At 66.8% G+C, this 26,336-nt stretch carries 22 protein-coding genes; 8 read left to right on the top strand and 14 right to left on the bottom strand.

What is annotated here, in order from left to right; genetic code table 11:
* Nucleotides 1-2: 2 nt before the first annotated feature.
* From ACQ754_RS05030 to ACQ754_RS05005, 6 genes are all read right to left on the bottom strand, one after another.
* On the bottom strand, nucleotides 3-938 hold the full coding sequence (locus tag ACQ754_RS05030) for a 3-keto-5-aminohexanoate cleavage protein (protein ID WP_440995906.1): 936 nt from the start codon (nucleotides 936-938) through the stop codon (nucleotides 3-5).
* A gap of 142 nt (nucleotides 939-1,080) precedes the next feature.
* Nucleotides 1,081-2,430 carry an aminotransferase family protein gene (locus ACQ754_RS05025; protein ID WP_440995905.1) on the bottom strand — a complete coding sequence of 450 codons (1,350 nt, stop codon included), beginning with the start codon at nucleotides 2,428-2,430 and terminating at the stop codon, nucleotides 1,081-1,083.
* A gap of 18 nt (nucleotides 2,431-2,448) precedes the next feature.
* Entirely contained in the window at nucleotides 2,449-3,558 is a 1,110-nt protein-coding gene (locus tag ACQ754_RS05020) for an ABC transporter ATP-binding protein (protein ID WP_440995904.1), read from the bottom strand.
* Nucleotides 3,559-3,577: 19 nt separating this feature from the next.
* Nucleotides 3,578-4,732 carry an extracellular solute-binding protein gene (locus ACQ754_RS05015; RefSeq protein WP_440995903.1) on the bottom strand — a complete coding sequence of 385 codons (1,155 nt, stop codon included), beginning with the start codon at nucleotides 4,730-4,732 and terminating at the stop codon, nucleotides 3,578-3,580.
* Between the two features lie 52 nt (nucleotides 4,733-4,784).
* Nucleotides 4,785-5,579 (bottom strand): ABC transporter permease, encoded by a 795-nt coding sequence (locus ACQ754_RS05010; protein WP_440995902.1) that lies wholly within the window; start codon nucleotides 5,577-5,579, stop codon nucleotides 4,785-4,787.
* Nucleotides 5,580-5,588: 9 nt separating this feature from the next.
* Nucleotides 5,589-6,464 carry an ABC transporter permease gene (locus tag ACQ754_RS05005; RefSeq protein WP_440995901.1) on the bottom strand — a complete coding sequence of 292 codons (876 nt, stop codon included), beginning with the start codon at nucleotides 6,462-6,464 and terminating at the stop codon, nucleotides 5,589-5,591.
* A 170-nt stretch (nucleotides 6,465-6,634) separates the two neighbouring features.
* On the opposite strand from ACQ754_RS05005, the gene ACQ754_RS05000 reads away from it, so the two are divergent.
* Entirely contained in the window at nucleotides 6,635-7,615 is a 981-nt protein-coding gene (locus ACQ754_RS05000; RefSeq protein ID WP_440995900.1) for a LysR family transcriptional regulator, read from the top strand.
* A 242-nt stretch (nucleotides 7,616-7,857) separates the two neighbouring features.
* Nucleotides 7,858-8,814, top strand: a complete 957-nt coding sequence (locus tag ACQ754_RS04995; protein ID WP_440995899.1) for a hypothetical protein — start codon at nucleotides 7,858-7,860, stop codon at nucleotides 8,812-8,814.
* 114 nt (nucleotides 8,815-8,928) lie between these two features.
* On the opposite strand, the gene ACQ754_RS04990 is transcribed toward ACQ754_RS04995, so the two are convergent.
* Nucleotides 8,929-10,764, bottom strand: coding sequence for a S8 family serine peptidase (locus ACQ754_RS04990; RefSeq protein ID WP_440995898.1), 1,836 nt, complete (start codon nucleotides 10,762-10,764; stop codon nucleotides 8,929-8,931).
* Nucleotides 10,765-10,975: 211 nt separating this feature from the next.
* On the opposite strand from ACQ754_RS04990, the gene ACQ754_RS04985 reads away from it, so the two are divergent.
* Entirely contained in the window at nucleotides 10,976-11,689 is a 714-nt protein-coding gene (locus ACQ754_RS04985; RefSeq protein ID WP_440995897.1) for a glutathione S-transferase family protein, read from the top strand.
* A gap of 6 nt (nucleotides 11,690-11,695) precedes the next feature.
* On the opposite strand, the gene ACQ754_RS04980 is transcribed toward ACQ754_RS04985, so the two are convergent.
* The 4 genes from ACQ754_RS04980 to puuE form a co-directional block, all read right to left on the bottom strand.
* Entirely contained in the window at nucleotides 11,696-12,736 is a 1,041-nt protein-coding gene (locus ACQ754_RS04980) for a type I glyceraldehyde-3-phosphate dehydrogenase (RefSeq protein WP_440995896.1), read from the bottom strand.
* Nucleotides 12,737-12,834: 98 nt separating this feature from the next.
* A complete protein-coding gene (locus ACQ754_RS04975) occupies nucleotides 12,835-13,332 on the bottom strand; it encodes an ureidoglycolate lyase (RefSeq protein WP_440995895.1) in 498 nt (165 codons plus the stop codon).
* Nucleotides 13,329-14,369 (bottom strand): allantoicase, encoded by a 1,041-nt coding sequence (gene alc / locus ACQ754_RS04970; protein WP_440995894.1) that lies wholly within the window; start codon nucleotides 14,367-14,369, stop codon nucleotides 13,329-13,331. The genes ACQ754_RS04975 and alc overlap by 4 nt, the downstream gene beginning before the upstream one ends.
* Nucleotides 14,370-14,394: 25 nt before the next feature.
* Entirely contained in the window at nucleotides 14,395-15,345 is a 951-nt protein-coding gene (gene puuE / locus ACQ754_RS04965; protein WP_440995893.1) for an allantoinase PuuE, read from the bottom strand.
* 206 nt (nucleotides 15,346-15,551) lie between these two features.
* On the opposite strand from puuE, the gene ACQ754_RS04960 reads away from it, so the two are divergent.
* The 5 genes from ACQ754_RS04960 (at nucleotide 15,552) to ACQ754_RS04940 (ending at nucleotide 23,287) form a co-directional block, all read left to right on the top strand.
* Nucleotides 15,552-15,875, top strand: coding sequence for a hypothetical protein (locus ACQ754_RS04960; protein ID WP_440995892.1), 324 nt, complete (start codon nucleotides 15,552-15,554; stop codon nucleotides 15,873-15,875).
* A 199-nt stretch (nucleotides 15,876-16,074) separates the two neighbouring features.
* Nucleotides 16,075-18,303, top strand: a complete 2,229-nt coding sequence (locus tag ACQ754_RS04955; RefSeq protein WP_440995891.1) for a vWA domain-containing protein — start codon at nucleotides 16,075-16,077, stop codon at nucleotides 18,301-18,303.
* A 115-nt stretch (nucleotides 18,304-18,418) separates the two neighbouring features.
* Complete coding sequence (locus ACQ754_RS04950; RefSeq protein WP_440995890.1) at nucleotides 18,419-19,906, top strand: protein adenylyltransferase SelO; 1,488 nt, start codon at nucleotides 18,419-18,421, stop codon at nucleotides 19,904-19,906.
* 164 nt (nucleotides 19,907-20,070) lie between these two features.
* Nucleotides 20,071-20,397 (top strand): hypothetical protein, encoded by a 327-nt coding sequence (locus ACQ754_RS04945; protein WP_440995889.1) that lies wholly within the window; start codon nucleotides 20,071-20,073, stop codon nucleotides 20,395-20,397.
* Between the two features lie 202 nt (nucleotides 20,398-20,599).
* Nucleotides 20,600-23,287, top strand: a complete 2,688-nt coding sequence (locus tag ACQ754_RS04940; protein WP_440995888.1) for a LuxR C-terminal-related transcriptional regulator — start codon at nucleotides 20,600-20,602, stop codon at nucleotides 23,285-23,287.
* 21 nt (nucleotides 23,288-23,308) lie between these two features.
* Here ACQ754_RS04940 and ACQ754_RS04935 read toward each other — a convergent pair whose 3' ends face one another.
* From ACQ754_RS04935 to ACQ754_RS04925, 3 genes are all read right to left on the bottom strand, one after another.
* Nucleotides 23,309-24,613: a TRAP transporter large permease gene (locus ACQ754_RS04935; RefSeq protein ID WP_440995887.1), complete on the bottom strand. Its 1,305-nt coding sequence runs from the start codon at nucleotides 24,611-24,613 to the stop codon at nucleotides 23,309-23,311.
* Nucleotides 24,606-25,139 carry a TRAP transporter small permease gene (locus tag ACQ754_RS04930; RefSeq protein WP_440995886.1) on the bottom strand — a complete coding sequence of 178 codons (534 nt, stop codon included), beginning with the start codon at nucleotides 25,137-25,139 and terminating at the stop codon, nucleotides 24,606-24,608. The genes ACQ754_RS04935 and ACQ754_RS04930 overlap by 8 nt, the downstream gene beginning before the upstream one ends.
* Before the next feature lie 66 nt (nucleotides 25,140-25,205).
* On the bottom strand, nucleotides 25,206-26,303 hold the full coding sequence (locus tag ACQ754_RS04925; RefSeq protein ID WP_440995885.1) for a C4-dicarboxylate TRAP transporter substrate-binding protein: 1,098 nt from the start codon (nucleotides 26,301-26,303) through the stop codon (nucleotides 25,206-25,208).
* Between the last annotated feature and the right edge of the window lie 33 nt (nucleotides 26,304-26,336).

Genomic DNA, 26,336 nt, shown 5'->3' with positions numbered 1-26,336 from the left:
CGCTAGAAGGCCACCCGATCCGCGCCCTTGAGTGCCAGCATTTCGCGGGCCTCGGCAGGGGTGGCTACCTCCAGGCCGAGACCGTCGAGGACCTGGCGGATGCGCTGCACCTGCTCGGCGTTGCTGCCGGCCAGTACCCCCTTGTCGAGGAATAGGTTGTCCTCCAGCCCGACGCGGACGTTACCCCCCATGGCCGCGCCCATGCTCGCCAGGGGGACCTGGTGGCGGCCGGCACCGAGCACAGAGAATCGGTAGGCATCGCCGAAGAGCTTGTCGGCGGTGCGCTTCATGTGGGCGAGCTGCTCGGGGTCCGGCCCGATGCCACCCAGGATGCCCAGGACGAACTGCACGAAAAGCGGCGGTTTCACCAGCCCGCGCTCGAGGAAGTGGGCGAGGGTGTAGAGATGGCCAACGTCGTAGCACTCGAACTCGAAGCGCGTCCCGCAGCCCTCGCCCAGTCGGTGGAGCAGGGTCTCGATGTCGGAAAAGGTGTTCTTGAATACGAAATCCCGGCTGGATTCCAGGAACGCCGGTTCCCAGTCGTATTTCCAGTCCGCCTCGGAGTAGCGCGACAGCGCCGGGTAGAGGCCGAAGTTCATGGTGCCCATGTTCAGCGAGGCCATCTCCGGTTCGGCGCGCACCGCGGCCTCCATGCGCTGATCCACGGTCATGGGCATGCCACCGCCGGTGGAGATGTTCACCACCGCGTCCGTGGCCTCGCGGATACGGGGCAGGAAGCGCATGAACACCTCGGGGTCCGGAGTGGGCCGGCCATCCTCGGGGTTGCGGGCGTGGAGATGGAGCACGGCGGCGCCCGCCTCGGCGGCGCCGATGGCCTGTTCAGCGATTTGCTCCGGGGTGATGGGCAGGTATTCGCTCATGGTCGGCGTGTGCACCGACCCGGTCACCGCGCAGGTGATGATGACCTTGCGTGTCACGGTTTGCCTCCAACCGTCGAACGGGGGGTTGGGCCTGCGGCCCTGGAATGGCGGAGTAGGACGGATGAAGGCCGAAGGCCGGAATCCGCAGGGGGCCGCGGCGCATTGCGCTTCGCTCCATGCGCCCTACATGGATAGGGGGTCATGGGTTGAGCCTCCGCGCCAGTTCGGAAAGGGCGTCGGTGAGTGGTTCCATGATCTCGTCGATCTGCCCGGCGGTGACGGTCAGTGGCGGGCAGACCATTACGTGGTCGCCGCGGTAACCGCCGCGGCTGCGGCGCCAGTAGAGGATCAGCCCGCGTTCGTAGGCGAGCTCCACCAGCTGTGGCGAGGCCATCCCCTCGGGGGGGAATGGCGCCATGGTCTGCCGATCCGCCACCAGCTCCATGGCCAGCAGCAACCCCTTGCCGCGAACATCACCGATGAAGGGGAAGCGCTCCTTCAGCCCGGTGAGACGTTCCTTTAGCAGCTCGCCCATTTCCGCGGCGTTGGCCACCAGCCCCTGGTTCTCGATCTCGTCGAGCACGGCGAGGCCGGCGGCGCAGGCCAGTGGGTTACCGGCGTAGGTATAGCCGTGGATGAAACCCCCGGCATCGAGCACCGGTTCCACCATCCAACCGGGGGCCACCATCGCCCCCAGGGGGGCATAGCCCGCGGCGAAGCCCTTGGACAGGGCGATGAGATCGGGGATGACGTCCCAGTGCTCCGAGGCCAGGAACCGCCCGGTGCGGCCGGCGCCCGACATCACCTCGTCGTGGATGAGCAGCACGCCGTAGCGGTCGCAGATCTCGCGCACCCGGGGGTAGTAGCTGTCCGGTGCCACCAGGGCGCCCGTGGCGGCGCCGCCTACGGGTTCCATGATGAAGGCGAGCACCGTCTCCGGGCCCTGGCGCAGGATTTCGTCCTCGAGCATATCGGCGTAGCGGCGGCCACGCTCGTCCATGGTGAGCCCGTCGTGGTCGAGGTGGCAGGTGGGCGCCGGGATCTTGGGCGACTCCTGCATCATCGGCGCGAAGGGGGCGGTCATGGGGGTGTAACCGGTCAGTGCCAGAGCCCCCAGGGTGGCGCCGTGGTAGCTCGGATAGCGGGAGATCACCTTGTAGCGCTGCCCGCGGCCGGTGGCCAGGGCGTACTGCCGGGCGAGCTTGATGCAGCTCTCCACGGACTCCGAGCCACCGGAGACGAAGAACACCCGGTCCATGCCCTCGGGCATGGCGGCGGCGACGCGGGTGGCCAGGGTCTCCGCCGGGGCGTTCTCGAAATGCAGGCGGTAGCCGAAGGTGGCCCGCTGCATTTGCTCGTTCATGGCCGCCAGAACCCGGGGATTGGAATGGCCGATGTTACTGACCATGGCCCCGGAGCAGCCGTCGATGTAGCGCCGTCCCTCCACGTCCCACATGTAGATGCCCTCGGCGCGGTCGAGTAGCGGCCGGCGCTGGCGGGACTGGTAGAACAGATGGGTCGGCGGTCGTTGTGCGGTCTCGGCGCTCATTACTGCAGGTTCCTCGTTCTAGGCGGGTTCGTCGCTGTGGCCGTCGAGGACGACGCAGTCCTGGGCGCGTATGCGGATCTGCACGTTGGTCCCCTCGGGATAGGGGCGGCGGTCGAGGGGGTTGATGGCCTGCAGGGTGATCCCGCCGGAGGTCAGGAAATAGCGGGCGAGCTGGCCCTGATAGTCCACGGTATCGACGCGGCCGTCGAGCACGGTGTGCCCGGGTTCGCCGTCATGGTGCTCGGCCAGGCGTAGGCGCTCGGCGCGTAGCACCAGGCGCACCGGCTCGCCCTCGGGGCGCGGCCGGCCGTCGCGGGTGTGGGCGAGGATCTCCATGTCGGCGTCCTCCAGCCGGACCCGAACCAGCCCATCCTCGTCGCCGACCACCCGGCCGGAGAGGATGTTGGAATGGCCGAGGAAGCCGGCCACGAACGCCGTGGCGGGCTCGTTGTAGACCTGTTCCGGGCTGCCTTCCTGCTCGATGAGGCCGTGGTTCATGACCACTACCTTGTCCGACATGGCGAGCGCCTCGGACTGGTCGTGGGTGACGAAGATGGTGGCGATGCCGAGCTCGCGCTGGATGCGCTTTAATTCCACGCGCATTTCCTCGCGGAGGTTGGCGTCCAGGGCGGAGAGCGGCTCGTCGAGGAGCAGCACGTCCGGCTGGATGACAATGGCCCGGGCCAGGGCGATGCGCTGCTGCTGGCCGCCGGAGAGCTGGATGGGAAGGCGGTCCTCCACGTCCGGCAGACGTACTAGCGCCAGGGCGTCGCGTACGCGTTTCTTCGCCTCGTCGCGGCTGACCTTCCGGTACTTCAGACCAAAGGCGACGTTGTCGAAGATGTTCTTGTGGGGGAACAACGCATAGTTCTGGAATACCAACCCCAGGTTGCGACGGTGGATGGGCACGTCGTTGATGCGTCGGCCCTTGACCAGGATGTCGCCCTCGCTCGGGTCGAGCAGCCCGGCGATCATTCGCAACGTGGTGGTCTTGCCGCAGCCGGAGGGCCCGAGGAAGGTGACAAAGCTCCCGTCGGGCACGTCGAGATTGCTGCGGCGCAGGGCGGTGAAGTCCCCGAAGTGCTTGGCCACACCCCGGAGCTCCACCGCGTTCGTCCTGTCACTCATGCGCTGCTCCCCCATCCGCTTAGTAGCCCCGCTGGATGCGGCCGAACTCCTTCGACCACTCGCCCTCATTGCTGTTCCAGTAGGCGGGGTCGAAGAAGTTGAGCTCGGAGAGCGTGCCCGTCGGGTCGAAGGCCGGCAGGGTCGGCACCTTCTCGCCCAGATCCACCTTGGTGGGATCGAGCGCCGGCGGGTAGTTCTGGCCCTCGGCCACCGCGATGGCCACTTCCGGTTCCAGCATGAAGTTGAGCAGCTCCTCGCACTCCGCCATCGGGCTGCCCTTGATCACGAACAGGCACTCCTGCCAGGCGAGGCCGCCGGGCGGGTCCAGGTAGCCGATGTCATGGCCTTGGTCCTGCAGCGCGCGGATGCGCCCGGACCAGCCCTCGGTGACGTAGATCTCCTCCTCGGCGAGCAGGCTCATGAGCTCGGCCCCGGAGCCCCAGTACTTGAGCAGCAGGTCGCGGTGCTCGCGCAGGGTCTCCCAGACCGCGTCGATGTCCTCGATGTTGTTCGGGTCCTGGCCGGTCTGCAGGGCGGCGTACCAGATCCGGGTCTTCCACTCGCTCCAGCCGCCGATCTTGCCCTTGTACTGCTCGTCGATGAGCAGCCGCGCGCCTTTCTCCTGGGCCTCCTCGTCGCTGATGTGCTTGCGGTTGTAGGCGATACCGGTGGTGCCGTAGTCGTAGGGCACCGCCGAGAGCCGGCCATCGGTGATGCGGCGGAAGGGTTCCTGGAGGGTGTCGATCACCAGCTCCAGGTTGGGGATGTTGCCCTCGTTCAGCGTCGTGGAAAGGTCCAGATTGTGGTAGCGGGCGTAGTCGAACACCCCGGAGAGGTGGGCGATGTTGAACTCGCCGGGCTGGCTCGAGCGCACCCGGGCCAGGTATTCGTCGGCGCCGCCGAAGGTGCCGTCCACTACCTCGATGCCGGTGGCCTCGGTGTACGGTTTGAAGGCGTATTCCCGGAAGGCCTCCGAGACCACGCCGCCCCAGCCGTCGAAGCGGACCTGCTCCACCGCGGCCTTGGCCTGGCGGGGGGTGAGCAGACCCAGGGGGCCGCCGACCACGCCGGCGGCCATGCCCGCCAAACCGAGCAGCTTCAGGAATTCGCGGCGATCGATGTCGCCGTTACGATAGCGCGCCAGCAGGCGCTGATAGCGGGTTGTGTCGTCCATCGCTCGTCTCCTTTGTGGGTCCCGTAGTGCCGGGCGTCTTGTCGCTTGTTGCTCAGTTTCCCCGCATACGCGAGGCCAGCCGCCGGGCCAGGGCCGCGCCGGTCAGTGGCAAGGCCACAGTGATCAGGACCATGACGGTGCCCAGGGCGTTGATCTCGGGGCTGATGGAGTTGCGCAGCATCGAGAAGATCTGCGTAGGCACGGTCTCCACGCCCCCGGGCTTCCAGAACAGGGTGCCGGTGATATCGTCGAAGGAGATGGTGAAGCTGAACAGCATCCCCGCGAGTACCGCCGGCAGCATCAGCGGCAGTGTGATCTGGAAAAAGGTCTGAATGGGGCTCGCCCCCAGGCTCATGGCGGCGTCCTCGTATTCCTTGCGGATGCCCACCAACCGCGCCTGCACTACCAGCACCACGAAGGGCAGGGTGAAGATCACGTGGCCGGCGAGGAGCATGGGGAAGCTCTTGGGCACCTCCAGGAACTGCAGGAACAGCAGCAGTGCCACCGCCAGCACCACCTCCGGCACCAGGATGGGCGCGACCAGCGCCGTGGAAACCAGCCGCTTGCCCGGGAAGTCGTGGCGGACCATGGCCAGCGCCGCCAGCACCCCCAGGGTGGTGGAGATGATGCTGGTGAGCACGCCGAGGATCAGCGAGGTCCGGAAGGCGCGGATGATGGCGTCGTTTTCCCACAGGGCCACGAACCACCGGAAAGACAGACCCTCCATGGGGAAGCTGCCGAACTGGCTCGCGTTGAACGAGAGCAGCATCACCACCGCCACCGGCGCGAACATGAAGCCGTAGACCAGGATGGTGCCGAGACGGATCATCGACCAGCCGAAACCCATGGCGCCCTCCTACCGGAAGCTCCGGGCGATCTGGTCGATGCCCAGGTAGCGGGTGTAGATCATCACCAGGCCACCTAGCAGCACCAGCAGCACCAGCGACAGCGCCGAGCCCAGCGGCCAGTTGAGCTGGGTGATGATGGCGTCGAAGACCAGGTTGGCGAACATGGCGTTGCCCGGGCCGCCGAGGATCATGGGCGTGATGTAGGTGCCCGCGCCGAGGACGAAGCACAGCAGGCTGCCGGCGGCGAGCCCGGGCAGCGACAGCGGCAGCGTCACCTCGCGAAAGGCCTGCCAGCCGGTGCAGCCGAGGGACTTCGCGGCGTCGGTGAGGCTGCGGTCGATGCCGTCCAGGCTGACGTAGATGTTGAGGATCATGAACGGCAACAGGAAGTGCACCAGCCCTAGCACCACCGTGGGCTCGTTGTAGAGCATCTGGATGGGTTCGGAGATGATGCCGACCCACTGCAGGATGGCGTTCACAGCGCCGGAGACGCCGAGGATATTGATCCACGACATGGTTCGGATGATGTAGCTGATCCAGAACGGCAGCATCAGCAACAGCAGCAGGTACGCCTTGTGCTGGAAGCGCGTGTAGGCGATGAAGTAGGCGGGGATATAGCCCATCAGCGCGCAGACGATGGTGGAGGTGCCGGCGATGCGCAGGGTCTGCCAGAGGATGTCCCGGTAGAAGGGGTCGGAGAGCACCTCCCGCCAGTTGTCCAGGTAGAAGCCCACCTGCTCCGCGCCGGTGGCCGTGCGCAGCCAGAATGAATACACCACGATGAAGCACACCGGGATCACCAGCAGAAAGGTGACCGCCGTCAGGGCGGGTGCCAGCAGCACCCACGGCCGCCGCTCCCCGACCTCTGCAGCCGTTGCCGTCATGGATTCTCCTCCGTCTGGGGCGCGCTTGTCGTTATGAAATCCACGGGGGTGCGCGTCCCGGGTGACTACCCCTTGAGTGAAGACGCTGTGAGCGCATTCCGCAAATAGATAATGGAAATGCAGCGCATAGCGTGCTGCTATACTGCGATCTGGCCAGCAGGGGAGGGCGCATGGCGGAGACCGAGGGCCAGGAGCAGCCGCGGCGCAGTTTCGACTGGAACCTGTTGCACACCTTCATGGTGATCGTCCAGGAGGGCTCCATTACCCGGGCCGCGGAGCGGCTGCTCTACCGCCAGCCGACGGTGAGCAACGCCCTGCGCCGGCTCGAGGAACAGCTCGGCAAACGCCTGGTCGATCGCGGGCCGGGCCGCTTCGAGCTCACCGAGCACGGCAGCGTGCTCTATCGCGAGTGCCAGGAGATCTGCGGCTCCATCGGGCGGCTGCGCCAGCTGCTCGACGACGACGGTGCCGAGCTCACCGGCCACCTCACCATCCACATGGCGAGCCATGTGGCCTTCTCGCCGCTGGATGAAACCCTCGCTGAGTTCCACGCCCGCCACCCCAAGGTGAGCCTGGATATCGACATCGGCACGTCGAGCCACGTGATCGCCTCGGTACTGGCCAAGCAGGCCACCCTCGGCATCTGCCTGGTCCACGAGAAGCACCCACGGCTGGATTACCGGTTGCTCTACCGGGAGCACTTCGGCTTCTTCTGCGGGCCGCGCCATCGCCTGTTCCGCCGCCGGGGGCTCTCCCTGGAGGATCTCGGCGGCGAGAACTTCGTCTCCTTCCGCACTGATCAGCTCACCGACGCCCTGCGGCCGGTGGCCATGCTGCGCGCCCAGCTACCCGAGCAGGGGCCGACGGTGGGCACCTCGTCCAACCTGGAGGAGGTGCGCCGGATGATCGTCGCCGGTCTCGGCATCGGCCCGCTGCCCATCCACGTGGTGGAGCGCGAGGTCCGCGACGAGCTCCTCTGGCGCCTGCCACCCTACGAGGAACCGCCGGCCGTGGACATCTACGTGGTCACCAACCCCCGCGCCACCCTGGGCCGCGCCGAGCGGCTGTTCCTGGACGCGCTCATCGCCCGCTCCGGGGTGGAGCAGCTAGGGCCGCTAGTGTTGCCTGGGAACCGGCGGATGGCGCCATAGGAGATTCCCTCCCGTGGCTTGATCGAACGCGTCGGCAACTCGCCGCCGATCAACGTTGCGGAGCCCTGTCAAGATTCCTGACAAGGTCCCCGCAGAGCGCTCCAGTCCCCGCGACGGTTCCAGTCGTCCCTGCGTTATCCAGTTTTTACAGTTTCCCAGATTGGAATCCCTAGTCGCCTAAGGTGTGATGCATAAGTCGTTGAAATATAAATAAAAATTAATTTTTGGCGCGAAAACTGCTTATGTATTTCATGAAGGCAAGACCGCATCAAACAGAGGGCCGATTGTCGCAGCACTGGGTGGATGGGCTGCTGCTCGGTCCGGGAACAGACAGAGAGGACAGTGCGATGGGTACGCGACGCAAAGGACGAGCGGGGTGGTTGGCGGCGATCTCGACTGCGGGACTGTTGTTGGCTGGGGCGATGTCGGCCCAGGCGGCACTGATCCCGGTTCCCGAAAGCGACTGGGTCGACTTTCGGAGTACCGACGACAATCGAGATGGATTGACTAGCACCTTGGTCGCCACCGACGGGTGGAGCGGCGAAGGCAATGATGGCTTCAAGATATCCTGGAACATCTTTTTTGACGATAACGAGGAGCTGTACACGTACAGTTACACATTCTCGGCGGCCGATGACGGAGCACTTGGTAAGGGACTCAGTCACTGGATCTTCGGTGTGAGCCCAGAGTTTGTTGTGAACGAGCAGACGCTACAGGAATTCCTGTATGAAGATGACAGCGGCTCGACCGCTGAGGTAGATAGCAACGTTCCTAAGATGTATGAGGGTACTAATGATAGTGGCTCCAATCCATATCTCGGATCTGAAGGTGACGGGGAGCTGTTTGGCATCAAATGGAATACGGATGGAGATGACGCTACCGGGCCCATCACTGTGAGCTGGGAGTCGACTATTCTCCCGATTTGGGGCTCGTTTTATGCCAAGGATGGAAAAGAGGGCCAAGGGCCGAATGGGATTTGGGCCACGGCGGAGAACATCGGTCTAGACAATGGCTTTCAGTATCCAGCGGACGAGCCTTTCAACAAGTTCCACTTCATACCGATCATGGATACCAACGATGATCCGCCTCCGCCGCCCGCGCAGGTGCCGGTGCCGGCCCCGCTGGCGCTGATCGGGCTGGGCCTGCTGGCGATGGGGACGTTCGGCCGGAGGCGCCCCGCCGATGTCGCCGCCCGGTAGGGTTACGCCTGGCGCGCGTCCCCCGCGATTCCGCTAGCGAGCAGGATTACCTTCTGAACGACAGCGCCCGGCCTAAGGCCGGGCGCTGTCCGTGGTTTTTACAGCAGGGTACTGTTAACGCCCCTTGGCGCGTCCACCGCCCTTCTGCTTGCCGGCCACGTCCACCTGGATATGCACCTCGGCGAGGTTGCCGTGGGGATCCTCCGCTTGGGCGGTGATGGTATGGGTCCCGGCGCTCACCTTGCGGGTGTTCCAGCGGCAGCTCAGCGTCGTGGTGCCCTCGGCGCAGAGCTCGCTCCCGTCGATGAGCAGGGCGAGGCGAGCGATGCCGCTGTCGTCCGCGGCGCTGGCCGTCACCTCGATGTTGCCGCTCACCGTCTCGCCGTCGCCGGGACGGGTGATGGCCACGGAGGGGGCGGTGTCGTCGGTCTCGGTCGTGCCATCGTCATCACCGCCGCCGTCGTCCTCCGTGGTGTTGGCCACCGTGACGCTCACCTGGTCGGTGGCCTGGTTGCCGGCGGCGTCCATGGCCTCGGCCAGCAGGGTCACGTCGCCATCGGCCACGGTGGTGCTGTCCCACTCGAAGCCCCAGGGGGTGGTGGTGTCCGTGGCCACCTCGTCGCCATCGGCATAGAGCACCACCTGGTCCACCACATCGTTGTCGGTGCCATCCACGTCCACGGTGACGTAGCCCGAGACCTCCTCGTTGTCAGCCGGGTTTACAATCGCCACCGTCGGTGCCTCGGTGTCGCTCTCCCAGGTACCCGCGGCGGCGGTCACCGCGGCGGCGGCGTCGACGCGGCCGTCGCCGTAGCGATCATCCCGGCCGGCCTCGCCCAGATCCACGGCGGTGTCCTTGAGCACGTCCTCCAGCTCCGCCGGCCCGAGGCCGGGGTTCGCTGTGCGCATCAGTGCCAGGGTAGCGGCGGTCACGGGGCTGGAGAAGGACGTTCCCGACGGGGCGCTGTAGCGGTCGCCGCGTCGTGTGGTCCAGATGTTGACGCCCGGCGCGGCGAGGTCCACGAACTCCCCGTAATTGGACCAGCTGGTGGTCTCGTCATTGCTGTCGGTGGCGGCGATGGACAGGTAGTAGGGGGAATCCGCGAAGCCGGGGTCGGTGCCCTCGTTGCCCGCCGCCGAGACCACCAGTCCGCCGCTGCTGCGCATGTACTGCGACGCCGACTCCACCGTGGAGCTGCCGGCAATGCGGTAGCTGAGGTTAATGACGTCGGCACCCTGATCCGCGGCGTAAGTGATCGCCTCGGCGATGTCGCTCCAGTACGCGACGCCGTCACTGCGTTCGCTGATGCGAATGGGCAGGATGGCGGTGTTCCAGGCCAGGGAAGTCACGCCCAGGGCGTTGTCGGAGGCCGCGCCAACGACGCCGATGACGTTCGTGCCGTGGCCGTGGATGTCCTCGATGTCCGTGTTGTCCGAGACGGTGTTCCAGCCGCCGACGAGCTTACCGCTGAGGTCCGCGTGGTCGGCGTCGACGCCGGTGTCGCCCACCGCCACGGTGACTCCCTCACCCAGGCTCGTCTCCCAGGCCTCTGTGGCGCCGATCTGGGGCAGGTGCCAGGCATCCGTGAAGTAGGGGTCGTTGGCGATGACCTCCGCGGGCTCGACGGTCTCGTCCGGCTCGGCGAAGCTGATCACCGGGTTGCGGGCCAGCGCCGCGATCACCTGCTCCCGGGCCTGGGCCGGGACCTGCAGCCGGCGCACGTCGATGGCCGGGATCCCGCCGTCCTCCCGGGCGCCGAGCCGCTGAAAGACGGCCTGTAGTCGTCCTTCCGCCACGCCGGCCCGGCCCTGCACCAGGATCGGAAGCTCGTCGGTGTTCCTGGCCGCCGGCGTGTCGTCCGGCGGCGCAGCGGTGGCGGAGAGCACGGTGAGCGAGAGCGCGGCCGCCGCCGCCCCCGCGGCCGCACGCATGGTGTTGAGGATCTGCATAATGCCCCCGGTTTGATTCGGCTTATCTTTTCCTGCGGCGAGCGTAGCCGCGACGACACCGTATTCGGCTTTCGCGACACGGTGGCGTGACGGGGCTCACACGCCCCCTGCGGATCTGCCATTCTGTGGCGTGCGTGGCGAAAGGGCTGTGACCGTTCGCCCGGGCGTTGCGCAATGCGCGAACGGTGCAACCCTGTAGAGGAGGACGGCGATGTCGGGATCAGCGCCCTTGCGTCTGTATTATTCCCCGGACAGTGCCAACCTGGTGGTGCGCCTGGCGCTAGAGGAGCTAGGAGTGGCCTACGAGGACGTCCTGGTGGACCGCGCCGCCGGCGAGCAGCGCTCGACGGCGTTCCGCGAGCTCAATCCCCAGGGACTGCTTCCGGTGCTCGAGGACGGCGAACTGGTGCTCTTCGAGACCGCAGCGATCCTGCTCCACCTGGGCGACCGGGAAGGGGCGCTGGTGCCGGATCTGGGCACGGCGGGGCGCAGCGAGTGCTACAAGTGGCTCGCCTTCATCGCCAACACGCTGCACGCGGACCTGCGGGTGCGCTTCTACACGTCGCGCTATACGGATGACCCCGACGGCGTGCCCGCGATGCACCGGGCGCTGGCGGGCCGTATTTCCGGGCACTTCGATCTGCTTGATCGCGAGATCGCCGGGCACGACGGGCCGTGGCTGCTGGATTCGGGGCTTTCGGTCTGTGATCTCTACCTGGGGCTGTGCGCGCGCTGGAGCCAGCTCTTCCCGCCTGACGCGCGCCCGGTGGATCCGCCGCCGGCCGCACGGCCCCACCTCCGGTGCCTGCTCGAGGCCCTGGAGGCGAGGCCCGCCGTGGCCCGGGCCTGTCACCGTGAAGGGGTGCCGGCGCCGTTCTTCAGCGCGCCGCTGCCGGCGCAGCCCACCGAGGGCAGCGTGGTCTGAGCCCGTTCAGGCGGTCCCGGATCCTTCGAGCTCCGCGAGTCGCTCGGCAATATCCACCATGCGGTTGGCGAAGCCCCATTCGTTGTCGAACCAGGCGAGGAGCTTGACCAGCTGCCCGGCGGCCACCCGGGTCTGGGTGGTATCGACGATCCCCGAGCGCCGGTCGTGGTTGAAGTCCACTGATGCCACCGGCTCGTCGCAGCAGCCGATGACGCCGGCCAGGCGTGCGGCGACCGCCTCGCGGAGCAGGGCGTTCACCGCCTCGCTGGATGTCTCCCGGTTTACCGCGATCGCCATGTCCATCGCCGATACGTTCACGGTGGGCACGCGCACGTGCAGGCTCTCGAAGCGGCCCGCCAGGTGGGGCATCAGCCGGCCTATACCGCGCCCGAGTCCGGTGTCCACGGGCACCATGGACTGCATGGCCGAACGGGTCAGCCGGAGATCGGTGTGATGGAAGGCGTCGGTGACCGGCTGATCGTTCATCGCCGCATGGATGGTGGTGGTGGTGCCGTGGGAGACCCCCAGGGCCTCGTCGAGCACCGTGAGCAGCGGGACCACGCAATTCGTGGTGCAGGAGGCCGCCGAGAGGATACGTTGCGTGCCGGTGAGCGCCCCGTCGTTGATCCCGCGGATGATGGTGGCGTCCACGTCCGGTGCTGCGGGGTGGGAGAACAGCAGCCGCCGGGCCCCGGATGCCAGGTGTATCTCCGCCGTGTCCCGGTCGCCGAAGCTGCCGGTGCACTCCAGCACCAGGTCCACGTCCAGCTCGGCCCAGGGCAGGCGGGCCGGGTCCGCTTCGTTCAGCACGCGCAGGGGGCGGCCGTCGACCATCAGCCGGTCGTCCGCCGTGTGTACCTCGCCGGGAAAGCGCCCGTGGGTCGTGTCGTAGCGGGTCAGATAGGCGACGGTGTCCAGGTCCGCCAGCTCATTGATGGCAACGAGCTCCACCTCGCTGCCCTTATCCCCGGTGGAGCGCTCATGGAGCGCCCGCAACACACAGCGGCCGATGCGGCCGTAGCCATTGATGGCGACGCGAAAAGCCATGCGGCGGTTGGATCCATGGTGATGAAACCGATAACGATACCGCGACCGCGATGGCCCTGGCTATGGCGGTCGCGCTCTCCTCGCGGCGGGAGCCGCCCCTACGGAGCCAGGAGGGTGAGGGGCTCGGGGAGGTCGCGCTCGTCGCAATTGTCGCCGGGGCCGCCCCGGTCCACCACCAGGAAATCGGATGCCGCCTCCAGCGCGAGCAGGGGGTGGTGCCAAACGCCGGCGTGGTAGTTGACGCCTTGATCCCCGCCGGCCCGGAAGGCGCGTACCTCGGAGGTGTCGATCACCTCGCCCGGCGGGGCCACCACCACCAGGTAGGGCCGGCCGGACAGGGGCATAAACGCCTGGCTGCCCAAGGGATGGCGTTCGAGCATGCGGACGGTCAGCGGTAGCCGGAATGCCTCGCCCCGGAAGATGCTGATCAGCGCCCGTACCCCTTCGCCGTACAGCTGGATGGCCGCGAGGTCATGGAAGCGCCGAGTCGTGCCGGCGTTGATCAGGAAGGACTCGGCTGCGTCATCGGCCGCGATGACATCGCCGAAGGGGCCGAAGGCCTCCCCGGTCAGCGGTTCCACGGTCCGTGTCTTCATGCCCCTCTCCCGACCCGGTGCAGGCGACCGTACAGCCGTAGCCGGCTGACGCCGCCGTCGGGGATGATATTGAAGCGCACGTGGCTCACCGGTCCCGGGCTGCGCTCGATGGCCTCGCGGAATTCGTGGACCGCGTCGGCGGTGAGGGGCTGCTCCGGCAGGAGCGTCGGCCAGAACTGGCTCTCGGTGACCAGCGAGGCGTCGGTGGCCCGTTCCACGAAGGCGGCCTGGATGCTGCAACGGTCCGGGAAGTTGCCCTTGAAGTGGGCGGTATCCACGACCACCCGTTCGATGACGCCCGGATGGCCGAGGGCGACGATACACCAATCGCTGCCCGGCTCCCGCCGGCGCCGGGTCTCCCAGCCATCGCCCATGTTGACACTGCGGCCGGGGTGGAGGATCCGCGGCGTGCCGTAATGGGCGTCGTTCCAGGCCACCACCCGGCCCCCGTTGACCAGGGCGGCGAGGTCGTGCTCGGCGGCCGGGTCCGCGCTGTCCCAGTCGGGGCGGGCCTCGCCGTAGACCCGTAGCCGGGCGATCCCGCCGTCGGGCAGGATATGCACGCGCAGGTGGGTCCAGGTCCGCTCGTCGCTGATGGCATGGAAGTGGTGGGTATCCCCTTTAAGGGATATCGCGGGGAGGATTTCGACCCACCGGGCGTCGTCATCAGGGTCGCCTCCCGGGCAATGGCAGGCCTCCACGGACGCCGCCGGTGGGAAGTTGCCGGTGAAGAAGCTGGTGTCGATATCCACGCCGTGGATGACGCCGGGTATGGCCAGCCGGATCACGGCGTGGTCATGGCCACCGCGGCGCCGGCGCCGCGTCTCCCAGCCGTCCATCCACTTGCCGTGATCATCGAAGCGGTCCGGATAGAACACCGGCAGTGACGGGTCGAGCATGCGCTCCAGCGGCGCGAAGAACTCGTCGGTGGCGTACACCGCCGCGGCCCCGCTGGAGGCGTCCGCGAGGTTGATACGGCCCTGGGCGAAGGCCGGCAGCTCCGTTGGCGCCGCCTCGATTCTGTGTTCTGAGCTCATCCTCGGTCTCCGCGCGTTGAAATGCTCATTGCCGGCTGAACGGATGCCGCTCGTGCCAGTGTCGGGCGATGTCGATGCGACGCGCCACCCATACCCGGTCATGGGATGCCACGTGGTCCAGGAAGCGCTGCAGGGCCCGAAACCGCCCCGGTCGGCCCACCAGCCGGCAGTGCAGGCCCACACTCATCATCTTCGGCGCCTCCGCGCCCTCGGCGTAGAGCACGTCGAAGGCGTCGCGGAGATAGCGGAAGAACGCTTCGCCGTCGCCGAACCCCGTGGGGGAGGCGAAGCGCATGTCGTTGTTGTCCAGGGTATAGGGGACGATGAGCTGGGGAACTTGCCGGCCGCCGCCGACGGTCACGTCCTGCCAGAAGGGGAGGTCGTCGCCGTAGTAATCCGAGTCGTAGAGGAAGCCGCCCTCCTCGGCCACCAGCCGCCGGGTGTTGGGGCTGTCACGGCCGGTGTACCAGCCCAGTGGTCGCTCCCCGGTGAGGGCGGTGTGCCGCCTGATCGCCTCGGCCATGTGTTCCCGCTCCCGGCGTTCGGGAATGCCCTGGTAGTGGATCCAGCGCAGGCCATGGCAGGCGATCTCGTGGCCATCCTCGCGGAACGCGGCGACAGCCTCCGGGTTGCGCTCCAAGGCCATTGTCACCCCGAATACAGTAAGTGGCAGGGCGCGCCGCCGGAACTCGTCGAGCACCCGCCAGACCCCCACCCGCGAGCCATACTCGTAGATGGACTCCATGCTCATGTGGCGTTCGGGGTACGGCGCGGCGCCATGGATCTCCGAGAGGAAGGTCTCGGCATGGGAGTCGCCGTGGAGGACGTTGCTCTCGCCGCCTTCCTCGTAGTTCAGCACGAATTGCAGCGCCACTCGTGCCCCACCCGGCCAGCCGGGATCGGGGGGGCGGCGGCCATAGCCCACCATGTCCCGCGGATAGGCGAGGCCACCATTCCCCGCACTGTTCTCCGGCATGTCTCCTCCTATGTCCTGGCGCGTGCTCCCGACCGGAGAGGATAGCGCCGCTGTATACACTCCGTAACCCGGATTGTGTGCAACGGGGCGAGGAGGGTGCGTGTAACTACGGATTCGCCGCGTATTCTTACGGATAGTTCCCCTTCGGACTATCGGCCAGACTGTGCTCGAAGCTTGAGATCACGGAAACCGAAGGAGGAACCGCCATGAAACGCTTCGTTATTGCTCCTGCCGCCGCCGTCGCGATTCTCGGTCTGGGCCAGGCCCAGGCGGGCCCGCTGGGGGGCAAGATCCTCGAACAGGACCTCAACATCGGTGCCAGCGGCGCCGCGGGCGTGAGCCACTTCAGCGCCGATGCCGCGGCACGGCCCGCCGACCGGGTGGTCCTCGGCGGCTACGTCGGCCCGCCGGACCTGCGCGGCGGGCGTGACGCCGAGGCCCGGGCGGTGCATTCCGCCCCCGAGGTCGCCGGCGATGGCCTGATCCGCGCCTTCGGCAAGGGCAACCCCGGCAGCGACTACGCCGGTTGAGCTCGGTCGCCCCATCGTTTTCCCCGTCACTCCGCGTCCCCACTTGCGCCGGCCTTAGGGCCGGCGCCGCTTTTTTCTCGCCCCGCCAGTGACGCGATTGGCAAATTCCCCTCCATTGCGCTGTCTCCCTCTATACTGCCGGGTATCCGCCGGTGCCGCGGCGCGGGCGTCATTGGTTCTCGAATGGGGGAGATCGATCATGGGCCGGTTTGTTGGGTTCCTTGTGTTGCTGCTTGCGCTGGTGATGACGGCAGCGCCGGTGAGCGGGCAGTCGGCGGGGACGGGAAAGACCGTCCTGGTACTGGACGCGTCGGGTTCCATGTGGGGCCAGATCGAGGGGGAGGCGAAGATCACTATCGCCCGGGAGGTCATCAACGGCCTACTCGACGATCTGCCCGAAGGCCAGGAGCTCGGGCTCACCGTCTATGGGCATCGCGAGAAGGGCAATTGCGCGGACATCGAGACCATGGTCGAGCCGGGGCCCGATACGCGGGGGGCCATCCGTTCCGCCATCGCTGGGATCAACCCCAAGGGCAAGACGCCGTTATCCGCGGCGGTCCGCGCCGCGGCGGAATCCCTGAAGTACGAGGAGGAGAAGGCCACGGTGATCCTGGTCTCCGACGGTCGCGAGACCTGTGACCTGGATCCCTGTGAGGTGGGCCGGGACCTCGAGTCCCTGGGGGTGGACTTCACCGCCCACGTGGTCGGCTTCGACGTGGCCGAGCCAGAGGCCCGCGCCCAGCTTCAGTGCCTGGCAGAGAACACCGGTGGCCGTTTCCTCACCGCCGCCACGGCCGGGGAGCTCTCGAGGGCCTTGGAGGAGGTCAGCGCCCCCGCGGCGCCGGAGACGGTGGATGCCGTCTTCGAGGCCACGGAGGGGGACGACGGGCCGGTGATCACCCGGGATCTCGTCTGGACCCTGACCCGGTTGGACACGGAGGACGTGATCCTGGAGGGCTTCGATGTGGCCACCCTCACCATGGCGGTGGAACCGGGGGAGTACCGGGTGGAGGTCCTCCGTAGCTCTGACGAGGCGACGGCGAGCCGGGAGGTGGTGGTCACCGCCGAGCCCCGCCAGCGCTTTGAGTTGCCCCTCGAGGTGGATCGACCGGAGGCCTCGGTCTCGGCGCCGGAGAGCGCCGCCGCCGGCGATACCGTGGTCGTGCAGTGGGCCGGCCCCGATGAGGAGCGGGATTACATCGCCGTGGCGCCGGCGGGTTCGGATTCGGGCGAGCACGTGAACTACACGTACACCAAGGAGGGCTCGCCGCTGAAGCTGGTGATGCCGCCGGAGCCCGGTGACTATGAGATCCGCTACATCCAGCGCCAGGGGCGGGAGATCCTGGCGAGCCAGGCGGTGGCGGTGACCGCGGTGGAGGCGTCGCTGACGGCGCCGTCGACGGCCGAGGCGGGGGCGACGGTACCCGTGCAGTGGCAGGGCCCGGACTACCGGCGGGATTACATCGCCGTGGCGCCGGCGGGTTCGGATTCGGGCGAGCACGTGAACTACACGTACACCAAGGAGGGCTCGCCGCTGAAGCTGGTGATGCCGCCGGAGCCCGGTGACTACGAGATCCGCTACATCCAGCGCCAGGGCCGGGAGATCCTGGCGAGCCAGGCGGTGGCGGTGACCGCGGTGGAGGCGTCGCTGACGGCGCCGTCGACGGCCGAGGCGGGGGCGACGGTACCGGTGCAGTGGCAGGGCCCGGACTACCAGCGCGACTATATCGCCGTGGCGCCGGCGGGTTCGGATTCGGGCGAGCACGTGAACTACACGTACACCAAGGAGGGCTCGCCGCTGAAGCTGGTGATGCCGCCGGAGCCCGGTGACTATGAGATCCGCTACATCCAGCGCCAGGGGCGGGAGATCCTGGCGAGCCAGGCGGTGGCGGTGATCGCGGTGGAGGCGTCGCTGACGGCGCCGTCGACGGCCGAGGCGGGGGCGACGGTACCCGTGCAGTGGCAGGGCCCGGACTACCGGCGGGATTACATCGCCGTGGCGCCGGCGGGTTCGGATTCGGGCGAGCACGTGAACTACACGTACACCAAGGAGGGCTCGCCGCTGAAGCTGGTGATGCCGCCGGAGCCCGGTGACTACGAGATCCGCTACATCCAGCGCCAGGGGCGGGAGATCCTGGCGAGCCAGGCGGTGGCGGTGACCGCGGTGGAGGCCTTGCTCATGGTCCCCTCCAGCGCGGAAGCCGGCCAGAGCATCCCGGTCCAGTGGGAGGGGCCCGACTACCGGCGGGATTATATCGGGGTGTTTCCCGTCGACGGTGGCCCGCGGGATCACATCAGTTACACCTACACCAAGGAGGGCTCACCGCTGGCGCTCGATCTCCCGGAGGAGCCCGGCGACTATGAGATCCGCTACATAATGCGGCAGGGGCGGCTGGTCCTGGCTACAACCCCGTTGTCTGTGGAGTGAGGCGGGGCGCCAGGGACGGCGGTCGGTGCTTCGGTGGCGGCAGGGCATTGCCCGGCGCCGGCGGGTGTAGGACAGTGGGGGCGACACCCACTCCGAATCCGTGCAGGTAACCATCGTGCTGGCTCCGAACGACGATACGGGCGGCCCCGTTTTCGACAACAGTTATGCACGGCTGCCGGAACGCTTCTACGTCCGGCAGCCCCCGCGACGCGTCGCCGCGCCGTCGCTGATCCGCCTGAACCGACTGCTGGCCGCCACGCTCGGCCTCGACCCGGAGGCGCGAAGCGAGGCGGAATGGGCCGAGGTGTTCGCGGGCAATCGGCTACTGCCCGGCATGGATCCCGTGGCCATGGCCTACGCCGGCCATCAGTTCGGGAATTTCGTGCCCCAGCTCGGTGACGGCCGTGCCCTGCTGCTCGGGGAAGTAATCGGCACCGATGGCGTGCGCCGCGACATCCACCTCAAGGGCTCCGGGCGCACTCCCTTCTCCCGGGGTGGCGATGGTCGGGCCGCGCTGGGGCCAGTGCTCCGCGAGTATCTGGTCAGCGAGGCGATGCACGCCCTCGGTGTGCCTACCACCCGGGCGCTGGCGGCGGTCACCACCGGCGAACCCGTCTTCCGGGACCGCGAATTGCCCGGGGCCGTGCTGGCCCGGGTGGCCCGGGGCCACGTGCGCGTGGGCACCTTCCAGTATTTCGCCGCCCGTGGCGACACCGAGGCGGTGCGGGTGCTGGCGGATTATGTCATCGACCGCCTCTACCCGGACGTGCGCGAGACCGATGCCCCCTACCGCGAGCTGCTGGCTGCCGTCGCCCGCGGGCAGGCTCGCCTGGTCGCCCGATGGCTGGGGCTGGGGTTCATCCACGGGGTGATGAACACGGACAACCTCTCGCTGGCCGGCGAGACCATCGACTACGGGCCCTGTGCCTTCATGGACGCCTACGATCCCGCCACCGTGTTCAGCTCCATCGACCAGGGCGGCCGTTACGCCTACGCTCGGCAGCCGGAGATGGCCCAGTGGAACCTGGCGCGGTTGGCGGAGTGCCTGTTGCCGCTGCTCGCTGAAGACCAGGATCGCGCCGTGGAGCTCGCTACCGAGGTCATCAACCAGTATGCGCGCTGGTTCGAGGCGGATTGGCGCGAGGAGATGGCCCGCAAGCTGGGCCTTGCTACCGAGCATCCCCACGATCAGCGCCTGGTGGAGGATTTGCTGGAGCTGATGCAGGGTGCCCGTGCCGACTTCACCCTCAGCTTCCGCGCCCTCGCCGCGTCGGTGGAGGGCGATGCGGCGGAATTGCGTGCACAACTGGGGGAGGGGAATGCCGTGGATCAATGGCTCTCCCGCTGGCGCGAGCGCCTTGAGCGGGAAGGCGCGGAGCCGGAGGCGGCGGCCCAGCGGCTGCGGGCGGCCAACCCGGGCTGCATCCCGCGCAATCACCGGGTGGAACAGGCCATAAGCGCTGCGGAGACGGGCGATTTGGCACCGTTCGAAGCATTACTGGACGCCGTGACGCGACCATTCGAAGAGGATACGGCCCAGGGGCCCTTCGCCCGTCCGCCGGAGCCCGGTGAGGAGGTGGCCCAGACCTTCTGCGGCACCTGAGCCCGCCCCGCACCGGCGGGCTGGGCCCGCCGGTATTGCCTGCCCTTACCGCACCCCCGTAGAACCCCGTATTCGCCTCGTAATCCTACGGATAGTTCCCCTTCGGACTATCGGCCAGACTGTGCTCGAAGCTTGAGATCACGGAAACCGAAGGAGGAACCGCCATGAAACGCTTCATTATTGCTTCTGCCGCCGCCGTCGCCCTTCTTGGTCTGGGCCAGGCCCAGGCGGGCCCGCTGGGGGGCAAGGTCCTCGAACAGGACCTCAACATCGGTGCCAGCGGTGCCGCCGGTGTGAGCCACTTCAGCGCCGATGCCGCGGCACGGCCGGCCGACCGGGTGGTCCTCGGCGGCTACGTCGGCCCGCAGGATCTGCGCGGCGGGCGTGACGCCGAGGCCCGGGCGGTGCATTCCGCCCCCGAGGTCGCCGGCGATGGCCTGATCCGCGCCTTCGGAAAGCGCGGCCCGGTCAGTGGCAGGCAGGCCGGCTGAGGCGCTTGCCGAGCACGCATTCCTTCCCTCCGCGTCCCCTTTTGCGCCGGCCCCTAGGCCGGCGCCCCTTTTCCCCGCCGACCGGCTGCAGGCCGACCGCCAGAGATACCACCGTATACCGCGTACGTAAGAACCCGGGGGAGTACTCACTGTCCAAGAGGCGGTACCATTACCGGGACGTTGTCGTAGACTGCGAAACACAATGATGGGTGAGCGCCGGGCCGTTACAGAGGCGGGCAGGCTGGATGTGCCGCCGACCATACTCCGCCCGCCCCAAAGCGGGATGGAGGTGATCGGTCGGCCTCATGTGTTCCGCGCGATCACGACCTTGCCGCCCGGGGCCGTGGGGAAGCTCGTGGCCCCCGCCGGCTCCGGAAAAACGACGGTGCTTGGCCAGGCATACCGGGAGCTTCGTCAGGCAGGGGTAGCCGTGGGATGGCTCTCGGCCACCTCGCTGGCGAACGATTTCCACCGTTTCATGCTTCAGCTTATCGCCGCGGTGCGTGTGAGTCAGCCGGGGTTCGCGGCGACGTTGCCCTCTCTGCTGGAGGGCTCCAGTGCCAGGCGCTACCAGGATATCGCCATCAAGCTGGCGCTGGCCTTTGCCCAAGACGTCGAAGGCCGCTTGACGCTGTTCATCGATGATTATCATTGTGTCGATCGGCGAATCGTCCACCGGACCCTGGCAATATTGCTCGATCACTTACCCCCGGAGGTTTCCCTGGTGCTTGGCTCACGCGCGGAGCCGGAACTCCCTCTGGGCATGATGCGGGCCAGTGGCCGCCTTGCGGAGCTCGGGTGGGAGGATTTGCGTTTCTCCCGCGCCGAGGCTGCCGAGCTCTTCGAGTTGCGTGGTTGCGCGCTGACAGCCGAACAGCTGCAGCATGTCTATGAGCAGACCGAGGGCTGGGCAACCGGCCTCCAGTTGGCGACCCTTGATCTGGGGGGAGACGCGGGCGCTGGCCTCGAGCAGGCGTTTACCCGACAGGTCCACGTGACCGATTACTGGCTGGATTCGGTGCTCGGTCGGCTGTCACCCTCGATGCAGGAGTTTCTTCTGCAGACCTCTATCCTCGACGCGTTCAACACCCGGCTCTGCGATGCAGTGTGTGGGCGAGACGATGCAGCAACGGTGCTGCGGGAACTGGAGCGCCTTAACCTTTTCACTTTCCGCCTGGACGATGACCAGGTGTGGTTCCGTTATCATCACTTGTTCCGGGAGTTCCTGATACAGCGCCTCCAGGAACACTCACCGCAGCGTCTGCCTGCGCTCCATCTTGCCGCCAGCCGCTGGTTCGAGGCCGAGGGTTTGATGAGTGAGGCGATCGATTTCGCCCTGCGTGGAAATGCGGTGGAGCGTGCTGCCGCGCTGCTCGTTCCCTACGGTCGTGCGCTGTTCCGTGCCGGGCGGTTCAAGGAGCTCCGTCTGAGCATTGCCCAGCTGCCTATGTCCGCGCTCAACGATTCGGCCGAACTCTGCATACTAAATGGGTGGTCTCACGCATACGGCGGGGAGTTTGAGCGGGCGTGGGTCTGGGCGGAGAGCGCACAAAGTGCCATCCCGGATGATGCAGAGGGTCCCGCCTTGGAGGGGGAGATCTCCGTGCTGCAAAGCACCCTCGGGGTCATTCAAAACGATGAGCCCAATCGCAGGACCCTTCACGATGGACTGCTAGACCAACTCGATGGTGCCGAAAGTTCTGTGCAGGCGTTTGCGCATATCGCATTCGGCTATGCCCGCCGCGCGGAGGGCCGCCTTCCGGCCGCGCAACGCCACATCGATGCGGCCATCGCCCTTGCCGAGCGCAATGAGTGCTCGCTCATCAATATGCTCGCCCGCTATAACCATTCTGCTCTTGCCTTGCTGCAGGGTGAGCGTCGGGTCGCCGAGCACAGCGCCCGGGGCAGTCTGCAGCTTGCCGATGCACGCCACTGGAGCGAGGGCATGGGGGCGGCTTTTGTCCGTTCCCAGCTCGGTGCAGCGCTCTATGAAGCCAACCGGGTGGAGGAGGCCATCGCGGAGCTGGATGAGGCGGTATCGATCCTGCGCGCTACGGAGGCCTACGGGTTCTTGGGGGTGGCGCTGGTGCTCAGGGCGCGTGCGCACTGGGCTGCGGGGCATAGCGGGACACTACGCAATGATCTTCGTGATGCAGAGGAGATCGGCGAGAGCCGCCATGTGGATCGGGTGCGTTTTAAGAAGGCCTTGCTGGAGGCACGTATGGCGCTGGCCGACGATCGTCCTGCCCCGGCGAGTCGACATCTGACCCGGGCCCGGGCACTAGTCCGGGATCCGGGCAGCACGGAGCAGTGGTCCGAACATGTCGAACAGCTGCAGCTGGTGGCCGCGCGACTCGCTCTCGCCGAGGGCTGCTGGGACGAAGTGCAGGCGCTGGCCGGAGGCGTCTCGCGCAGCGCGATGTCGGCCCGGCGCTGGTATCATTGGGTGGAAGCCGAGGCCCTCGCTACCGAGTATCTCCTGGCTACCGGACAGCGGGACACCGCCGATGAGGTATTGCGGAAGGCCCTCGCGTTCGCTGCCGAGGAGTCTCTGTGGCGCCCATTCTTCTACATTGGGCCGCGGCTGCGCGAGCATGTGGCCGCCCTGGGACGTGCCGGGGTGGCGGCCGCAGTGGCGCTGGATACCGTGCTCTCCGCGACGGCTGGTTCAAGCTCAACCCCCAAATGTGATCCGCTCCACGCCCGTGAAACCCAGATCCTGTCGCTGGTCGCCGAAGGGGTGAAGAACCGCGAGATCGGCGAGAGGCTCTTCCTCTCGGAGGAGACTGTGAAGTGGTATCTCAAGAGCCTGTACCGCAAGCTTGACGTCGGCAATCGCACTGCCGCGGTCGCGCGGGCCCGCGAGCTGGGCCTGCTTGAGCCTGCGTAGCGGGGGACCGGTCGCGGCGGCTCACATGGTTGTCGGCAGCCAGGTTACGAGCACCGGGAAGGCGAACAGAATGGCGAGGGTCGTTAGCTCCATGAGTACGAACCAGCCCGAACCACGGAACACGCTTTCTAACCTCACCTCCTCGTCCAGCCCCGCTATGACGTAGCAGTTCAGGCCCACTGGTGGAGTAATAAGTCCGATCTCGCACATCTTTACCGCCAGGATGCCGAACCAGATGGGATCGAAGCCCAGATCGGTGACCACCGGGAACATGATTGGCATGGTGATCACCAGCATCGAAAAGGCGTCGAGAAACATCCCGAGGGGGAAGAAGATCAGCAGGAACAGTAGCACGATGACGGCCCCAGGCAGTGGCAGTGTGGCCACGAACTCCGAGAGCATCTGGGGCAGCTGTACGAGGCTGAGGAACAGGCTGAAAATGGCCGCCCCAACGATGGTCATCATGATCATCACCGTGGTGGTGATGGCGTCCTGGCACGAGCTCCAGATGCCGCGGAGTTTCCCACGGGCCGGGGAGATGAGCAGTATGGCCAGTGCGGCCGCCGCGCCCACGGCGCCGGCCTCGGTAGGGGTGAAGATGCCGCTGTAGATGCCTCCAAGTACGGTTACGATAAGCACGACCAGCGGCCAGGCACCCAGCAGGGAAACGAAGCGCGCGCGCCAACCCGCGCGCTCCGCCGGTCGAGCCAGGTGGGGATTGATGCGCGTCACCACCCAGATCCCGCCCAGGAAGACGGCCGTGGAAACGATGCCGGGGATGACCCCGGCGAGCAGCATGGCCCCGGCCGAGACCTGGTTGATGGCGGCGTAGAAGACCAGCAGGACGCTTGGTGGGATCAGCACCCCGAGGACCCCGCCGGCGGCAATGGCGCCGGTTGAGAGGCGGTTGTCGTAGCCTGCCTTCTTCATCTCTGGCAGGGCGATGGAACCGACGGTAGCCGCCGTCGCCACGCTTGATCCGGAGGTGGCAGAGAAGCCCGCGCAGGTGAGCACGCTCGACATGGCGAGCCCTCCGGGCCAGTGTCCCACCCAGCGCCGGGAAATCCCGAACAATGCCCGCCCCACACCGGCGTGGTAGGCGAAGTTGCCGAGCAAGATGAACAGCGGGATCACCACCAATAGATAGACCGCGGTTTCCTGATACACCAGCGTTCGAAGTGTCGAGTATACGTAGCCGAACCCCTCGGTGGAGAGGATGCCGAACAGACCCGATACGCCCAGCGCGGCAAATACCGGTAGGCCGATGGCCATCAGCACGAACAGCAACACAATGGTGAGGACGACGGCGGTTACGGGCTCAATCATGGGCGGGATCCCGAGTTTCGTTTGCCTGCGTACCGGTTGCCCTGTGCGGGTAAAGCAGCGCCTCGATGGCGCACTTGAGCATTTGCAGTGCCGCGAGCCAGAGTCCGAGAGCGATGATGATGCGTACCCACCACACCGGGACGTTGACGACCCCCCAACGGAACTCTCCGTTCACCGTGGAGTGGTAGGCCTCCTGGGTTGAGGGTACGGCGATGAGCACGAGCAGTGCTGCGGTCACCACCCAGACGAAGGCCTCTAGGCCAGCGCGCGGCCCGGGCGGTAGGCGCTCGGCGATGAAGGTCACACGGATGTGCTTGCGCCGTTGCTGGGCCCACCCGAGTCCGAACATCACCGTTACGGCCATGCCAAGCGCGCTCAGCTCGAATACGCCGGGGATGGAATTTCCAAGCACCAGGCGCGACGCGACGTCGAACGTCGTGCCAAGCATGAGGAACAGCAGAAAGGCAGTAGCGACAATTCCGGTCAGCCACGCCAGCACGTTCTCGATGCGCTGAAGTCGTTTCACGGGATTACCCTGTCCGTGCGGCGGTAGTGACCGGCAGGGCGGAGAACCGCCCCGCCGTAACGGAGATCAGCTCCTGTCTCGGTAGATCTCGTAGGGGGTGCGCAGATCACCGGAGCCGTCATGCTCGGCGATGGCCTTCTCCACCATCTCCTGCATGGCCTCCCCGTCGATGCCCTGTGGTTCGGCCACCTCGCGTTTCCACATCTCCACCTGTTCCGGCTGGACGATGTCCTGCGCCCGGGCCTTTTCCTCCTCGGACCAAGTGGCAAACTGCGCACCGTCGGCGAGCGCCTTGTCCACGGCCTGCTCCGCCGCCGGACCGTAGATTTCGGTGAGCTTGCGTGCGTAGAGGTCAGCGGCGATCTCCTCCATCAGTGCCTGAATCTCTTCGGGCAGCGATTCCCACTGGCGCATGCTCATGACCGTCGCCGCGGGGGCATGAGGGCCGGCGCCCATGTCCGTGAAATGCGGTGCGATCTCATGGAGCTGATAGCTGACCGCCGTGACGAACTCGAAGCCTGCCGCGCCATCGATGACACCGCGTTCCAGTGACGTGTACACCTCGGTCGCCGACATGGGTACCGGTGAGCCACCGAGGCGATCGATGGTGTCGTTCATCACGCCATAGGCGCGGATACGCTTGCCCTGGAGGTCTTCTATGGACTCGATCGGCTCGCGGGTGACCAGTGGTGCGTGATACCAGTTCGTCCAGTACAGGACCTTAGCGCCGTGGCGTTGCTCCCACTCCTCACGAAGCGGTGCGAAATTCTCATAGACGTCCCGGCAGACGCGCTGCAGGGCATCCGCCCGCTCCATACGGTAGTACCACTCAAGCCCGCGGGTCACCGGCATGCCGGATTCGTAGTAGCCGGGCGAGATCAACGACATCTGTGTGCGGTTGTCCCGCACCGCCGGCAAATGATCGCCCACACTGTGTAGCGACGAGGACCAGTGCTGGCTGAACTCTATGGCGCCTTCGGAACGACGCACCAGCTCCTCCATGAACCAGGTGTCGAGCTGCGAGGGCATGGCCTGCTGGGAAATGTAGGATGCCCAGCGCAGTTTATGCGCGCCCTGGGCGAACAGTGACACCGGAATGATGCTGAGGGCGATGGCCCCGCCCACCGAGGCGCCGGATAGCTTGAGGAACTTTCTTCTCTGCATGATGCCTCTCCTCCTAATGGATCGATTTCTCTC

This window comes from Arhodomonas sp. SL1, assembly GCF_052060015.1.
Classification (GTDB): Bacteria; Pseudomonadota; Gammaproteobacteria; order Nitrococcales; family Nitrococcaceae; genus Arhodomonas.
Note: the sequence above shows the minus strand (reverse complement) of the source record. Positions and strands in the feature narration are given on the sequence as shown.

Coding starts and splice junctions, on each gene's coding strand:
- ACQ754_RS05025 (WP_440995905.1), bottom strand. CDS start 2,430: ATGAGCGCCGAGACCGCACAACGACCGCCGACCCATCTGTTCTACCAG.
- ACQ754_RS05020 (WP_440995904.1), bottom strand. CDS start 3,558: ATGAGTGACAGGACGAACGCGGTGGAGCTCCGGGGTGTGGCCAAGCAC.
- ACQ754_RS05015 (WP_440995903.1), bottom strand. CDS start 4,732: ATGGACGACACAACCCGCTATCAGCGCCTGCTGGCGCGCTATCGTAAC.
- ACQ754_RS05010 (WP_440995902.1), bottom strand. CDS start 5,579: ATGGGTTTCGGCTGGTCGATGATCCGTCTCGGCACCATCCTGGTCTAC.
- ACQ754_RS05005 (WP_440995901.1), bottom strand. CDS start 6,464: ATGACGGCAACGGCTGCAGAGGTCGGGGAGCGGCGGCCGTGGGTGCTG.
- ACQ754_RS05000 (WP_440995900.1), top strand. CDS start 6,635: ATGGCGGAGACCGAGGGCCAGGAGCAGCCGCGGCGCAGTTTCGACTGG.
- ACQ754_RS04995 (WP_440995899.1), top strand. CDS start 7,858: ATGTATTTCATGAAGGCAAGACCGCATCAAACAGAGGGCCGATTGTCG.
- ACQ754_RS04990 (WP_440995898.1), bottom strand. CDS start 10,764: ATGCAGATCCTCAACACCATGCGTGCGGCCGCGGGGGCGGCGGCGGCC.
- ACQ754_RS04985 (WP_440995897.1), top strand. CDS start 10,976: ATGTCGGGATCAGCGCCCTTGCGTCTGTATTATTCCCCGGACAGTGCC.
- ACQ754_RS04980 (WP_440995896.1), bottom strand. CDS start 12,736: ATGGCTTTTCGCGTCGCCATCAATGGCTACGGCCGCATCGGCCGCTGT.
- ACQ754_RS04975 (WP_440995895.1), bottom strand. CDS start 13,332: ATGAAGACACGGACCGTGGAACCGCTGACCGGGGAGGCCTTCGGCCCC.
- alc (WP_440995894.1), bottom strand. CDS start 14,369: ATGAGCTCAGAACACAGAATCGAGGCGGCGCCAACGGAGCTGCCGGCC.
- puuE (WP_440995893.1), bottom strand. CDS start 15,345: ATGCCGGAGAACAGTGCGGGGAATGGTGGCCTCGCCTATCCGCGGGAC.
- ACQ754_RS04960 (WP_440995892.1), top strand. CDS start 15,552: ATGAAACGCTTCGTTATTGCTCCTGCCGCCGCCGTCGCGATTCTCGGT.
- ACQ754_RS04955 (WP_440995891.1), top strand. CDS start 16,075: ATGGGCCGGTTTGTTGGGTTCCTTGTGTTGCTGCTTGCGCTGGTGATG.
- ACQ754_RS04945 (WP_440995889.1), top strand. CDS start 20,071: ATGAAACGCTTCATTATTGCTTCTGCCGCCGCCGTCGCCCTTCTTGGT.
- ACQ754_RS04940 (WP_440995888.1), top strand. CDS start 20,600: ATGATGGGTGAGCGCCGGGCCGTTACAGAGGCGGGCAGGCTGGATGTG.
- ACQ754_RS04935 (WP_440995887.1), bottom strand. CDS start 24,613: ATGATTGAGCCCGTAACCGCCGTCGTCCTCACCATTGTGTTGCTGTTC.
- ACQ754_RS04925 (WP_440995885.1), bottom strand. CDS start 26,303: ATGCAGAGAAGAAAGTTCCTCAAGCTATCCGGCGCCTCGGTGGGCGGG.